Raw genomic sequence first — 14,610 nt, 5'->3', positions numbered from 1 at the left:
CGGCTCTCGACTTAGTGGGGACTGGTATTTGTAATGACGTGCTGCGGGGTTGCGTACGCCGGGGCGTGGCTCTCGTTCGTCATCTTGTTGACGACAGCCATGACCACGGCGGAAAGCAGGAAGGCACAGTGAATGATCACTTGCCACATGATCGTGTGCGGCGTTTGCTGAGCCGCGTCGATAAATGTCTTGAGCAGATGGATCGACGAGATGCTGATGAGCGCCATCGACAGCTTCACCTTGAGCACCCCGGCGTTCACGTGATCGAGCCATTCCGGTTCGTCCGGATGACCTTCCACCCCGAGCCGGGAGACGAAGGTCTCATAGCCGCCGATGATCACCATGATGAGCAGGTTCGAGATCATCACCACGTCGATCAGGCCGAGCACGACGAGCATGATCTGCGTTTCGTCGAACGTCGTTGCGTGCGAGATCAGGTGCCAGAGTTCGACCAGAAACTTGTAGACGTACACGCCTTGCGCGGCGATCAGCCCCAGATACAGCGGCAATTGGAGCCAGCGGCTGAAGAAAATCACACGGGGCAAGGGGCGCAGCGGCGCGTCTGACGGGCGGCCGGGAGTCGTCGACATGGCTATTTTGACGGAGTGGAGACATTGGCCTGCGGTGTAGGCCACAGGCTGTAGTTATCAAATACGCAACGCAAATGCGAAACCACCGGGCGACGGGCTTACCGCAGGTACGTTCCGGATTGAGCGTCGCAAAATCGGCATGGCGGGCATTTTACAACGTCTTGCCCGGGGCGCCGCGTCCGATTCAGTCCCGGGCCGGCAATAGCGTCTTGCGCATACCGGCGCACGGCAGTGACGCGAGCACGATGCCGGCGACCGTCAGGGCCAGCGCAGCGCCTTGAGCGAGCGTCAGCCTTTCGTCCAGAAAGATCACGCCGTACGCCGTGGCGGCCACGGGCACCATCGCGGTGAACACCCCGGCCAGTTGTGCGCTGACGTGCCGAATGCCGCGCATCCACAGGAAGAACGAGAACACGCTGGCGGCGAGGCCATACCAGATGATGAGCGCCCAGTGGCCGGGCGTAAGCGCCGCGTAATCCACGGCCATGAGGCCGACCACGCCGAGCGGCAGCATCAGCACACCGCCGATCAGGTGCGTATAGGCGCAGATATCGATGGCGGAGAGTTCTGCTGCGAGCCGTTTCGAGACGATCACATAGATACCTTCGCAGACCACGGCGCCGAGCACGAGGGCGTTGCCGAGCCACGCGTTGCCGGTATCGGCGCCGCTGACACCATGGGCGTCCCCGCGCGAGAGGTTCAGCAGGGCGACACCGGCAATCGCCAGGCCGACGCTGACCATCGTGCGCCGCGACGGGTGTTCGCGCAGCACCGCCCATGACAGCAGTGCCACGCATGCGGGCAGGGTGGCGGTAATGACCCCGGCCGCCGTGGCCGTCGTCATCCGAACGCCCGAGAGCATGAGCAGGGTGAAGAGGAACGTGCCGAAGAACGTTTGCAGAAAGAGGTGCCCCCACTGGGCGCGCGTGACACGTCGCATGGCCGACGGGCGGTAGCGCGGCGCGAGGGCGATGACGGCGATCACGAAGCGCCACAGGGCGAACGCTGCGACAGGCATGACCGCGACCATGGTTTTGCCGATACCGACATTGATCCCGACAAACGTCATTGCCAACGCCAGCGCGAAGCTTGGAAAGCGGGCGAATACGCGATCGATGGCCGGGGGCGCGGAGGGAGTATCAGCAGACGGTTGAGGCGAAGATGTCGAATTCACGGGCGCTCCGGGCGAGTCCGGGGTGGCGAGACAGGGTTGATACGGGTAGGATTGTAGCGAATACGCCACAGTCGGCTGCAATGCGGTGACGCGTCTGCGTGAGTCCCGCACGTGGAACATGGAACTTGCGTGCACCAGTGTAAGGCGTTAGTAAGTCGCTCGTCTTAATGTGGCGTTAGCGATTTGTTTTGGCTTGATTGCAATCGTTTTTGCATATCCATAAGAGGGGACAACTCATGGCAGCAATTGAATCGGTATTGCAGGAGCAGCGCATTTTCGCGCCGCCGCAGGCGCTGGTCGCCAAAGCGAACATCTCCGGCATGCCCGCCTATGAGGCGCTGTGCGCCGAGGCCGAGAAGGATTACGAGGGATTCTGGGCGCGCAAGGCGCGTGAGAATCTGGCCTGGCACAAGCCGTTCACCAAAGTCCTCGACGAGACCAACGCCCCGTTCTATACGTGGTTCGAAGATGGTCAGATCAATGCTTCCTATAACTGCCTGGATCGTCAGATCGAGGCGGGTCTGGGCGACAAGCCCGCCATTCTTTTCGAAGCCGACGACGGTACCGTTACCCCCGTCACCTATCGCGATTTGCTGGCGCGCGTGAACCGCTTTGCGAACGCGCTCAAGGCCAAGGGCGTGAAGAAAGGTGACCGCGTGGTCATCTACATGCCGATGTCGATCGAAGGTGTGGTCGCCATGCAGGCGTGCGCCCGTATCGGTGCGACGCACTCGGTCGTGTTCGGCGGCTTCTCGGCCAAATCGCTCAATGAGCGCGTGATCGATGCGGGGGCGGTTGCCATCGTCACGGCCGACGAGCAGATGCGCGGCGGCAAGGCGCTGCCGTTGAAGGCCATCGTCGACGAAGCGCTCGCGATGGGCGGTTGCGATCACGTGAAGTCCGTCATCGTCTATCGCCGCACCGGCGGCAATGTGACGATGCAGGCGGGCCGCGACGAAGTATTGCAAGACCTTGTCGCCAGCCAGTCGGACCAATGCGAACCTGAATGGGTTGGCGCGGAGCACCCGCTTTTCATTCTCTATACGTCGGGCTCGACGGGCAAGCCGAAGGGGGTGCAGCACAGCACCGGCGGCTATCTGCTGTGGGCGTCGCTCACCATGCAGTGGACGTTCGACATCAAGCCGGACGACGTCTTCTGGTGCACGGCCGACATTGGCTGGATCACCGGCCACACCTACATTGCCTATGGGCCGTTGGCCGTGGGGGCAACGCAAGTCGTATTCGAAGGCGTGCCGACGTATCCGAACGCGGGCCGTTTCTGGGAGATGATCGGCCGCCACAAAGTGACGGTGTTCTATACCGCACCGACGGCAATCCGTTCGCTCATCAAGGCGGCCGAGCAGACGCCTGAGGTGCATCCGAAAAAGTACGATCTGTCGTCGCTGCGCATTCTCGGGTCGGTGGGTGAGCCGATCAACCCGGAAGCGTGGATGTGGTACTACGAGAACGTTGGCGGCGCGCGTTGTCCCATCGTCGACACCTGGTGGCAGACCGAGACGGGCGGACACATCATTACGCCGTTGCCGGGCGCCACGCCGTTGGTGCCGGGGTCGTGCACGCTGGGGTTGCCGGGCATTGCGGTGGCGATTGTCGACGAGACGGGGCAGGACGTGCCGAACGGTCAGGGTGGCATGCTGGTGATCAAGCGTCCTTGGCCGGCGATGATCCGTACGATCTGGGGAGACCCGGAGCGTTACAAGACCAGCTACTTTCCGTCGGAGCTGGGCGGCAAGATCTACCTGGCGGGCGACGGTTCGATTCGCGACGCCAAGACCGGCTATTTCACGATCATGGGGCGTATCGACGACGTGCTGAACGTCTCGGGGCACCGCATGGGCACGATGGAAATCGAGTCGGCGCTGGTGGCGAACCCGATCGTGGCGGAGGCTGCGGTGGTGGGGCGTCCGGACGACACGACGGGCGAGGCCATCGTCGCGTTCGTGGTACTCAAGCGGTCGCGTCCCACGGGGGATGAGGCCAAGCAACTGGCGCTCGAGCTGCGCAATTGGGTGGGCAAGGAAATCGGGCCGATCGCCAAGCCGAAGGACATTCGTTTCGGGGACAACCTGCCGAAGACTCGCTCTGGCAAGATCATGCGCCGTTTGCTGCGTGTGATCGCGAAGGGCGAGGAAATTACGCAGGACACGTCCACGCTTGAGAATCCGGCGATTCTGGAGCAGCTCAAGCAAGCGCAATAAGCGCGCGGCTCCCGGCCTGCTATGGCAAATCGCTCGCAGACCGGCGCGGCCGGCGCGCCTGAGACGGTGAGCGTCGGCGTGAACATCGCCGGGTCGCCGTCGGACCTGGCTTGCGGCGGTGTGCCGCTCGATGTCGATTGGCATGGGGCGGCGGCGGCCATTGCGTCGCGTCATTGGCGACGTACGCTGGGACTGGTGGCGGTACTCATGGTGATCGGCTTCGTGGTGACGTTCGTGCCGCAGTTCTGGGCGCGCGAATGGGCGTCGCTGCGATTTGCCGGGTGGCCGCTACCGTTTTACATGGGGGCGCAGGGGGCGATCCTGATCGATATCGGCCTGATCGTCATCTACGTATGGTTGCAGCGTCGCAACGACGCGCGCTACCAGCGGGAGTTGCATGAGTTGCGCGATGCCCGTCGCAACAGTCTTGGCCCTGACGGTGCGGCATTGAGCCGCGACGCGGCGCCTGCGACGTCACTACGTCCATCCTCTCGCGCCACGTCGGCGCCCGCTTCCCGATGAGTTTCACGCGCAGATTGCTGCGTTACTACCTGTATTACACGGCGGGTTTTCTCGCGTTCGTGCTGATGATTGGTCTGCTGGAGCGGGTCAACGGCCCGGGCGTGTGGATCGGTTATGCGTTCCTGTTTGTGACGATTGCCGTCTATGCCGTGATCGGTTTGATTTCGCGGACATCGGACGCGACCGAATACTACGTTGCGGGACGACGCGTGCCACCGATGTTCAACGGTATGGCGTGTGCGGCGGACTGGATGAGTGCGGCGTCGTTCATGGGGTTGGCGGGATCGCTCTACGTGTCGGGTTACGACGGCCTTGCGTACGTCATGGGATGGACGGGGGGGTATTGTCTGGTAGCGTTCCTGCTCGCGCCGTATTTGCGCAAGATGGGGCGCTACACGGTACCGGACTTTCTTGGCACGCGATATGACAGCAATCTGGTGCGCGCACTGGGTGTCTTCTCTACGATTCTGTGTTCGTTCGTCTATCTCGTGGCGCAGATTCAGGGCGTGGGTCTGATCGCGTCGCGCTTCATCGGTGTCGAGTTCACCATCGGTATTTTCTTCGGGTTGGCTGGCATTCTCGTTTGTTCGTTCCTCGGCGGTATGCGCGCAGTGACTTGGACGCAGGTGGCGCAGTACATCATCATGATTACGGCCTTTCTGGTGCCGACGGCCATGATTGGCCATCAGACGGGCAACGGGTGGTTTCCGCAATTTTCGTACGGCAAGGCATTGGCGAAGGTTGAGGCGCTGGAGCGAGAAATTCAGCAGTCGGTGCCGGAGCGGGAGGTGCGCGACTACTATCGCGAGCAGGCTGAGCAAATGCAGCGCCGTCTGGACGGATTACCTGACAGCTTTTACAGCGAGCGTGCGGAGCTGGAGCGGCAGTTGTTGGATACGAAGCGACGGAATGGGCCGCTGCGTGACGTGAAGGTGCTCGAGACGAAGCTTGATGCCTTCCCGCGCGACGTTGGGGAGGCGCAGAACCAGTGGCTTGAGATGCGTAATCAGTACGTGGAGCGCAGCGAGCCGCCGCACGCGATGACAGAGCCGTTCCCGGCGCGGGACGATACGACGCGCAGTGCACAGCGGTTGAACTTTCTGTTGCTGATGGTGTGCCTGATGATCGGCACGGCGAGTTTGCCGCACATTCTGACGCGGTATGGCACGACGGCGACGGTGCAGGGGGCGCGCAGTTCGGTGGGGTGGACGTTGTTTTTCGTCGCGTTGTTGTACGTGAGTGCGCCGGCGTTGGCGGTGATGCTGAAGTACGACGTGTTGTTGCATCTGGTGGGCGCGCGTTACGAGAATCTGCCGGGGTGGGTGACACAGTGGCGGCATGCGACGCCGGTGCAACTGGACATCTCGGACGTATATCGTGACGGGGTGGTGCAGTGGGGCGAGATATGGATGCAGCCGGACATGCTGGTGTTGGCTGGGCCAGAAATCGCGGGGTTGCCGTACGTCATTTCGGGATTGGTGGCGGCGGGGGCGTTGGCGGCGGTATTGTCGACGGCGGACGGGTTATTGTTGACGATAGCGAATGCGCTGTCGCACGACGTTTATTTCCACATGGTGGACAGGAATGCGTCGAGTCAGAAGCGGGTGACGACGTCGAAGATCTTGTTGTTGTGTGTGGCGATGTTTGCGTCGTATGTCACGTCGTTGAAGCTGGGGAATATATTATTTTTGGTGGGCGCGGCGTTTTCGTTGGCGGCGTCGTGTTTGTTCCCGGCCTTGGTGTTGGGGGTGTTCTGGAAGCGTACGACGCGGCTGGGGGCGACGGCGGGGATGGTGAGCGGGTTGTTGGTGTGTGTGTACTACATCATGACGACGTATCCGTTCTTCACGAGGCTGACCGGATTTGCGGGGGCGCGCTGGTGGGGGGTGGATCCGATTTCAGCGGGGGCCTTCGGGGTACCGGTGGGGTTTGCGGTGGCCATTGCGTTCAGCTTGCTGGGTGGCCGCCCGAGCGCGCGGGACCGGCATCTGGTGGACCATTTGAGGCGTCCGTAGTGACGGGGCGGAGAAGAAATTTTGCGAGGGTGGCACGAAAGGGTATGGGATGTTGCTGCCGACCTGCTATAATGCGCGACTCTTCAGGAGAGATGGATGAGCGGTTTAAGTCGCACGCCTGGAAAGCGTGTATAGGTTAATAGCCTATCGGGGGTTCGAATCCCCCTCTCTCCGCCACAGATGTTTAAAGGGCTCCCCGCAAGGGAGCCCTTTCGCGTTTTACTATAGGGCGGATGTTTACTATTCCGGGAGGCCTAGCGGCGCCGCGAATAGGCAATGGGGTCTAACCGATGGTATGCGGCATTCATTAGATCGCGGCTCGGGATATTGCCTCTAGGATTTACCCGATGCAGCAGTCGTTATCTCGACGGCTGGTACGTAGACTACCTCTGGCGTCCTAATGTCAGTGCCCTCGTCGAGGGATAGCGTTGCTTCGACGACATAGGTTCTACCGGCCGGGACAACGAACGGCTCAACCTCATCGAACTCCACCCCGGGATCAAGCTCATACCCGCCCTTATATCGACCAATGATGTTTTGAGCGACGTATAGTGGCTTCAAATCGTCCCGATTGACGTAACCGGTCTCGTGTCCTGCTGGAATTTCCTTGATGGCAATTGACATCGGTTGATCACTGATATCTAACGGTACGCGCCCCACGTTGCCCGGCTTTACTCGGACTACCAGCAATCGATGATCAGTGTCATATGGCAGCACTGACGCCGAAACTTTGAGTGTAGGGGTAATCGTCGACGTGCCGAAAAGGTTAAACGTGAATATTGCCCAAGCGGCCGTGCCACCGACGGCTAATACCTGAGCCCATTTCGAGCAAGGATCGGCAACGCGAGCCGCCCACCCCCAAAACGACCATTCGTAGGCCACTTTTCCGGCCGTAGACATCAGTCCTCCGATTCGCTTCATATTGATCGCCCCCCGGTTGTCTCTAGCCATTATCCGAGTTTCACGTTTTGATAGGGCGGCTCGATTTTCGAATGGTACCTGTCGCGAATACTCGCCGAAATCCCATTGATAAGTCGAGCGGCCCGAGTCCATCAACGAAGGGGTTTGACCCGTTCAGGCTTGCGACGGTAGACCCGTGCGGTCAAACGGCCATCTGCGTGGGCAAGAAGCGTTTGCGCGTGCTCAAGCGTTTCAGCATCACTGGCGCACTTGGCACGAAGGTCATGCTCGGTGAACCGGGCTTCGACCTTTGTTTCCGCCAACACCCGCCGCATAAATCCTTGCCACATCGAGTCCCATGAACCGGCTCTCCCCGTCTTTTCGTTGAGAAAAGGTTCACCGCGCTGTGTGCAGAAGAGCCATTCGGATGCATGCATTGGCCTTACTGCCTTGGCTTGCTCTACGGCCTCCCGCAACGCGTCTGTCCACTCGATGATCAGCCGCTTGCGAGTGGTGTTCGCCGTCTTAGCTGGCGTGACGTGGATTCCGTCCTCCTTCAGGTCGTCGAGGCGAAGCCGTAATAGATCCCCGCGACGCAATCCCGTGAGCAGCTTTACGCGCATATACGCTTGCACGGCGAGGACGCTGCCAGCTTTCCGCTTCGACGTCAGCGAGAAGCATTCGACGATTTCCCAGTCTTCCACGTACCGAGTCCTTGGCGGGATGCTCGTCAGGCGCAACTCGCCCTTGAATGGATGCCGGTCGATGTATCCCCACTCGACAGCTTTCGTCAGTGCATGTGACAACACTTCGACCTCGCGACGCGCAGCCACCTTCGCTCCTCGTTTGTCGATGTACTGATAGACGTGACGAGGCTTGATGCCGTTGAGAGGCATGCGCCCGAAAACCGGCTTAAGCGCCTTCAACGCAGACGTGTTTTGCGCTTGTGTTGTTACCGCCTTGGTCGGCAAAACTTCGCGCGCATAGCGCTCTAGCAACTTGTCGATGGTTCGCACGTTTTCCAGATCGGCAAGCCGATCCGACCAGACTCGATATGCCTCGGGAAGAGACGATCCGAGACGGAATGTCTGCTTGTCATCCCACATCGATTCGAGGCCGGGCGGTACCTGGTAGTAGTACGCGCCGCTGATATGCCGCCAGCGCGTCGGTAAGCCCTTATTGCGGGGATCACGCCTTCGCGGCATTCATCGCCCTCCAGTCTGGTTCGATGGCGGCGTCACGGGCAGCTATGGCCGTTTGCGCGCCAAGGACCACAGCAACGTGCTCGCTCAACACCACAATCGTGCCGTTTGGCCTCACGCGGTGCTCGATGCCCATCATGCGCAACGCGCGCGCCTGAGCGCGGTTCTGGGTGCGTCCGGTCAGCGTCACTAACTCATCTGGTTCGAGAAACATCGAGGTCGGATTTCTCATCGATGTGCCTCCTTACGCCTTGCTGGAAGAGGCTGGCCGTTCTTTGGTCGCCATCCAGAAATAGCCCGCATCCTGATCCCAACACTGCTGATGATCCACAAGCGTTGCCCCAGTTTCGAGTACGGCTTCGTATGCCGCGACGATGGCATCGGCTGGCGTATCCACAAGAAAATGCTTGATCGTTTCTACCTCGGGGACCTTGATGCCACGACTTGCCCAATACCGCTTTTCGTTAAGTTGATGCTCATCGAAATTCTTGACGATGTACTTCCCGATGTAGCAGGCGATCCTATGACGCAGGTGGGCTTCGCGATTCGGATTGCGCACGTCGACGTTTCCGTTTCCCTCGCCGACGACACGTAGCCACAACCCCCGCAAGACGCGATAGTTCTGTCGTCCTTTTACAGCGATGTGCAGATGCCACGCACCTCGCTTCTGCCGTTCAGCGACAGCGACATACTGGAAGTTCTGAATTCGGCCTAAAAGGCGTCGCAAAGAATCGAAATCGCGTTTGATCCTCTCCTTGTCGAGGACGTTTTCGCGATACGTGAGGGTGATCATGCGATCAGCGCCGATTGCCTTGCAGCGCAGTCGAACTTGCTGCTTTGCGCGCTTCGCGGCAACCAGTTTGTTCGTCTCGGTGGAAGCGGACTCACCGCGTTTGGCCCTCGGCATCAGATGAAGCGACTGCGTCTTCAAATACCGTTCGAAACGGATCGCATAAGCCTCCACCTGTCCATCCTCAAAGACGCGTCGACGGACGATCCACTCAGGGCGAAACGGGGAGTAATTCAAAACGTTGGTCTCATTCATCGCAAACCTCTATCTCTCTGATCAGGGTGCCCCGCGCGTTGATTGCTTGGGGGTAGATGTTCCTGTCGTGCCTGATCGGGCGGGCGATTCCGAGGACTTGTACGTTAAGTATTAGTAGTACAAGTCTATGGGCGCACTTCGTGCGCCCGCCGTCCTCGCCCCTGCGGGCGGCGGGCGCTCGCAGTGCTTCCAAACTTCTGTCCGTAACCCTTCGCGTACAAGACGAGCGATAGCGCGCCATTGAGGCTGAAAGGTTCGGCATGAGAGCCGGGATGCAAAGGAATGAGGTAGTGGCGAACGCGCGAGGTCATACCCGCTGCTCGGTCACGCGGGCCGCGCTGAGCCGCGCGATAACCGCCCGGACTCCGCAAGCACGCATACGCAACCCTCTCTCCGGGTACGGCGCTGACACTCCCGACGCTAGACGCCTTGAAAGACGACCGGCTTACAGAAATACAAACGTCAGCGAACGAACCAACGGATGAGGTTGGGTTACGACGGTGTTACCTGCTGGGTGAGATAGGGAATTTTGGATGATGGCCGCAGTACGACGATGGACACTGCCCGCGATGGGATCTTGGCCGAGCTCTCGTTTAATTGCCCCAGCATACGCTTTTGAGCGCAGATCGACTTCTGGCTTCTGCCGCCTGAAGTGGTGATAGGCCAGTGCGCGCCCGTACTGCTATGCACTGAAAAAACTAAATCCAACCGGAAGCCACGTATGGAGGCGTGGCGCGAATGTGGAGTTATTAAAGCAGCGCCTGAACGGACCGTATATGGGGAAATTCCGATTGGGTTGGAGGTGAGGGGAGTGATGGCTTGCATGGCGAATGGCGTGGCGTGGATTTGAAACAGCGAGCGCCGTAAAGCGCAGCGCTATGAATGCAGCCGAAACATGCGGGGGGCCATGCCGTTGGCAGAGTCAGATGAACTGCTGGGTGACGACTATGCGTCGAGAAAGTCAGCCTTCAACTTGTGGCATTCACAGACGAGTTCGACAGTCATTTCGCCAAGCTCTTCGAAGATCGCGAGAAGGAAGCGGTGAGGCATTTCCTTGCCCGCGTCTGTAGTCGTGCATGTCGTGAGCACGAGGATACGTTCGGCGAGAGTGCTGAGCTTGTCTACGGACGAGGGGATGGGGAAAACTGCTGGAGGATTACAGGTCATGCGGGGCACCTCGATCTAGCCAATCTGAGAACCCCGCCACCCGTTGCATTGCGCAGGGGTGGGCGGGCACTGGACTAGGTTGGCGAACCGCTGATGACTAGGATTAACGGCACACCCGAAGGTGTCCCAATCCAGGCCCACCCTTAGAGGTGAAGCGCAAGACCGCGTGCACACGAAAGCCGCAAACATCGCGGCTGTGTGCCCTAGTAAAACATCAATCGGGTCGCCAAACCCGGTCGCGTTTTGGGGCGCGACAGGGACAACTTTAACGATCCGACTTTGAGGGCACCACGCGTTCGGAGTCGCATTCTAGGTCACTCGCTGCGATTCGGAACATTCCGATGCCTCAATAAGGATCTTTCTTGGTCGACGGAGGCGGTTTGAACGACGCGGTTTCACAAATGGGGATGGAGTCGCCGCTACGTTGACACGCACATAAAAAAATCACGTCTACCGCGCCGCCAAATCCGAGCACGCTTTTCGGGTACCTCCGCCGTTGTAGGGGCGTGAGGCAGGATTTCCGGTACTCTAAAGATGTTCCCAAGGGGCAGAGTTATTTCTCAGCTTCATTTTCTCATCGCTTGGTTGATCAGAGCGCGACGTCAAAAAAAAAGCGATTGCATATGAGACCACCGCCTTATCAAAGGAAGAGAGCCAAATGAGAGTTCATACAGAAGGACAATTGTTGACGAAATATTGTATTTACTGTCGGGAGGCGAAGAACGCTGACGATTTTTCTTTAGAGCACATCATCCCTCAATTCTTGGGAGGGACATATGCGCCAGACGAGTTCAAGACACGGGACGTTTGTAAGCGCTGTAATAATGATTTAGGACTTTTTGTTGACGCAGGGTTCGAGAAGGATTGGCTTGTCACGCAGAAGCTCAGGGACATTGCTTGCTCGACGTTCGATCTTGAGAGCGACACAGGGGTACCTTTGTTGTGTATGGGGATGTCAGATCTCCGTCCGCCGGGGATGTTGCCTGACGAAATTTGTGAAGCGTGGCTCGGTCCTCTTGGCGAACAGGTCTACTTGGTGAGGCGAGGCGACGAGCGTTTGTTTTGGTATGCGGGTGGAAATCCTAGAACCGGAAAGGAAGTAAAGAGCCGTGCATATTTCATGTTTTGCGAGCGATCCGGAATACAACCGATCCTTCCATGGAGATCCTTCAGAGATGCATTTGAGGGGCGCCGCACGAGAAAAGTCATGTGCACCTCCATTGACGTCGATCCTAGTCAGATCGGCTTTTCGGAGCCTGATGAGCTAGATCGATCTCGAATCGACTTTTTCTTGAAAAACTGCACGAAGTCCCAGCAAAGGAATAATCGTCTTGCGTTTTACACAAAATATGACGTCCGGTTTATGGCAAAGCTCGCAATAGGCCTTGCATATGCAATGTTCGGTAGCCGTGCGCTTAAAACGGCTTATTCGGAGGAGTTATACAAGGCGTTGTGGCATCGCCCCGACGAAGAAGTACCGGATATTCACGGCGAATCCCATTTGTCGGGGCAGCGTGACCCGATTTTCTCTCGGATGATGGGGGATCCGAACGCCGTCACTTTGGCAATTTCTCCAACCAATTTAGGGGTTGCGATTAACCTTAATATCGGCGAGACGATGAATTGGACGATCAAGTGTGCTAGTAATGAGAATCTCGAACATGACGAACTTGGCTCCATGGGGACAGGGTTTGCCATCGTGTTGTATCGTCAGCTTCGGCGAGCGGTTCGACTTTCCACGTCGGAGCTCATTGCGCACAAACTTGGGAATCGCCCACATCCGGAACTAAGTGAGATAAACCTGCAATTGAGTTCTTACTCTGATTATCTGAAGGATCTTCATAAAGCGACGCGCACACCGCTCTAACCCTCTAGCGCTCACCGCATCCCGGATTCCGTGTTGAGCTTTTTCTTCTGCGACCGCTTCGACGCCGTGATTAGTCGATCACTGTAATTGCGAAGCCCAACGGCTGCTACTCCGTGTCAACTTCCGGCCAAAGCTTCGGGAACAAGAACCTCAAGCTCTTCAACGGTAGCGCGAAGGCAAGATCATCCCGATGCGAGTCAGAGCGCAGAATCCCGAAATCCAAAAGACTGCGGGTAATGCGTCTAGCGGTCGCATCGCTCTCGCCGAGAATCTGTGCGAATTCCGCACGCGAAAGCGGTCGGGTGCGAGCGATGAATTCGAGGGCTAGGGCCGACTTCTCAGGTCTGATAACCGATTTGTCGGAACCGATCTGCCAGGGGTTGGCATCGAGGTAGTAGAGCAGGTCGCGTAGCCGCGCCGTGAATCCGCCGAACTCCATCATCTTCAACATGAAGTTGACTTGATCCAGGCAGCAGTCGAGGAAGTAATTGATGAACTTGACTAGCTCCTCCTGCGACAGGTTGCCTCTTCCGTCCAAGTCGTTGCGTCGAGACATATCCGCTGCGGCGAGGCGAGCGTAGTACTCGTCGTGGGTACGAGCGAATCCGCGTAATGGAGACCAAAGGCCGTCGGTCAATCCAGATGCGTGTAGCGTCAAATGAGAATGCAAGCGGCAGACGCGACCATTGCCGTCGATGAACGGGTGGATCCACGCGAGGCGATGATGTGAGCAAGCTGTCGCTATCAGTTGGTACTCAGAGGCCTTGATGCGGGAGTAGCGCTTCTCCCATTCCTCCATTAGCTGGGGTATGAGATCTACGGGGGGCGCCATGTGCTTGCCAACGGTGACATCCTTCTCTCTGAATTCGCCAGGTCGGATAAGGTCGCCTTCGTTCGTGAGTCGGAATTTTTCAGGCAGCGCTTCGAAGAACAGTCGGTGAATGGTGCGCACGCGCTCCGCATTAAACATTTCGCTGGCGCTTACATCTTTCCATTGCCTTTCCAACTGCTCCTCGGCGTGAATGTGCGCCGTGGCCATCAACTGCTTCTTGTGCTCTTCTGTGTCCAACGAGTAGTGCTGCTCGAGAGCCTGCTGAATCTTGGCGGGAGTGGTGTGTTGTCCCTCGATCTTGTTCGTGTAGTAGGAGTTCATGTTCCGAAGGAGCGGAACAAGGGCGTCGGCGACCGGGCCTTTCCCGTCGGCCTGTAACTCGCGGGCTCTTTCTGACAGAGAAGCCGCCAGTTCGAGTGAACCGTCAAGCACTCGGTCTTCCGGGAAGAGGGGCTGGATCGAGACGACAGTAACCATGGGACCTTTCTTTGCGTTGGTTTTCTCCGCAAGAGCTTACCTATCCGCCCAGGTTTGTACAGTTCTCTGGAGGGATAAATGTAGGGTTCTTTGGAGGGTTAAAAATAACGTAACTGTTTGTTGATTATAGCTTTTTTTTATTTTTGTGCGTGGATGAATGTAGGGTTGTTCGTAGGGTTCATTGGGCGGTTCTGCTGCTCCCCCGACCCCACGAGGCCGTGCTAGCCCCGAACGGTCACTCGTGCCACGTTCTTGGCGGTGTCAAAGGCTCACATCTCTCCCCCTTGACGACGAACTACTCGCGAAGGCTAAGGCGCTCGCAGGCCACTCAATGCACGACGGCATTGATCAATGAGGCCCTCAGAGCATTGATTGAAAGGGAGGGACATCCGAGTGGCGAGGAGCTGATGGAGATAGCTTGGCGCAGATACCTAAGCGCCCGCCCGTCCGTAAAGCTTGAAATGAGATCTCGGCACTTTGGCGTTGCTCTCGGAGCGCGTGGTATGCCGAGGAGAGTTATTGCTGCTACACAATCACTTGGTCTGAGAGGGCTGTTCCTCCAAATAGCGACCGGATGTGGTCGTCACCTATCGGCCATGA

General features: G+C 58.3%; 11 protein-coding genes and 1 tRNA gene. 5 read left to right on the top strand and 7 right to left on the bottom strand.

The features are described from left to right. Positions 1-11: 11 nt before the first annotated feature. Positions 12-590 carry a TIGR00645 family protein gene (locus AT395_RS20515; RefSeq protein WP_269156181.1) on the bottom strand — a complete coding sequence of 193 codons (579 nt, stop codon included), beginning with the start codon at positions 588-590 and terminating at the stop codon, positions 12-14. 184 nt (positions 591-774) lie between these two features. After that, positions 775-1,659 (bottom strand): DMT family transporter, encoded by an 885-nt coding sequence (locus AT395_RS20510; protein ID WP_053086358.1) that lies wholly within the window; start codon positions 1,657-1,659, stop codon positions 775-777. A 341-nt stretch (positions 1,660-2,000) separates the two neighbouring features. Between AT395_RS20510 and acs the strand changes: the two genes are divergently transcribed. From acs to AT395_RS20490, 4 genes are all read left to right on the top strand, one after another. Continuing rightward, entirely contained in the window at positions 2,001-3,983 is a 1,983-nt protein-coding gene (gene acs, locus AT395_RS20505) for an acetate--CoA ligase (protein WP_042114718.1), read from the top strand. A gap of 21 nt (positions 3,984-4,004) precedes the next feature. Further along, a complete protein-coding gene (locus AT395_RS25390; RefSeq protein ID WP_053086359.1) occupies positions 4,005-4,505 on the top strand; it encodes a DUF4212 domain-containing protein in 501 nt (166 codons plus the stop codon). After that, on the top strand, positions 4,502-6,520 hold the full coding sequence (locus AT395_RS20495) for a sodium:solute symporter family protein (protein WP_042114720.1): 2,019 nt from the start codon (positions 4,502-4,504) through the stop codon (positions 6,518-6,520). Before AT395_RS25390 ends, AT395_RS20495 begins: the two co-directional genes overlap by 4 nt. 86 nt (positions 6,521-6,606) lie before the next feature. After that, positions 6,607-6,697: transfer RNA gene (locus AT395_RS20490), tRNA-Ser, on the top strand. A gap of 156 nt (positions 6,698-6,853) precedes the next feature. Here the strand turns inward: AT395_RS20490 and AT395_RS25740 are convergent. From AT395_RS25740 to AT395_RS20470, 4 genes are all read right to left on the bottom strand, one after another. After that, positions 6,854-7,144: a hypothetical protein gene (locus tag AT395_RS25740; protein ID WP_125348194.1), complete on the bottom strand. Its 291-nt coding sequence runs from the start codon at positions 7,142-7,144 to the stop codon at positions 6,854-6,856. A 428-nt stretch (positions 7,145-7,572) separates the two neighbouring features. After that, positions 7,573-8,625 (bottom strand): tyrosine-type recombinase/integrase, encoded by a 1,053-nt coding sequence (locus AT395_RS20480; RefSeq protein ID WP_082164759.1) that lies wholly within the window; start codon positions 8,623-8,625, stop codon positions 7,573-7,575. Further along, the gene (locus AT395_RS20475) at positions 8,609-8,854 is read right to left on the bottom strand and encodes a DUF4224 domain-containing protein (protein WP_053086361.1); all 246 of its coding nucleotides are present in this window, start codon (positions 8,852-8,854) and stop codon (positions 8,609-8,611) included. The genes AT395_RS20480 and AT395_RS20475 overlap by 17 nt, the downstream gene beginning before the upstream one ends. A 12-nt stretch (positions 8,855-8,866) precedes the next feature. Further along, a complete protein-coding gene (locus tag AT395_RS20470; protein WP_048628829.1) occupies positions 8,867-9,667 on the bottom strand; it encodes a rolling circle replication-associated protein in 801 nt (266 codons plus the stop codon). A gap of 1,825 nt (positions 9,668-11,492) precedes the next feature. On the opposite strand from AT395_RS20470, the gene AT395_RS20460 reads away from it, so the two are divergent. Then, positions 11,493-12,701, top strand: coding sequence for an HNH endonuclease (locus AT395_RS20460; protein ID WP_048628831.1), 1,209 nt, complete (start codon positions 11,493-11,495; stop codon positions 12,699-12,701). Positions 12,702-12,807: 106 nt separating this feature from the next. Here AT395_RS20460 and AT395_RS20455 read toward each other — a convergent pair whose 3' ends face one another. Further along, complete coding sequence (locus AT395_RS20455; RefSeq protein ID WP_048628832.1) at positions 12,808-14,010, bottom strand: Fic family protein; 1,203 nt, start codon at positions 14,008-14,010, stop codon at positions 12,808-12,810. Between the last annotated feature and the right edge of the window lie 600 nt (positions 14,011-14,610).

The sequence above is a fragment of the Pandoraea apista genome, assembly GCF_001465595.2.
GTDB lineage: Bacteria > Pseudomonadota > Gammaproteobacteria > Burkholderiales > Burkholderiaceae > Pandoraea > Pandoraea apista.
This window is presented reverse-complemented; position numbering and strand designations above follow the sequence as displayed.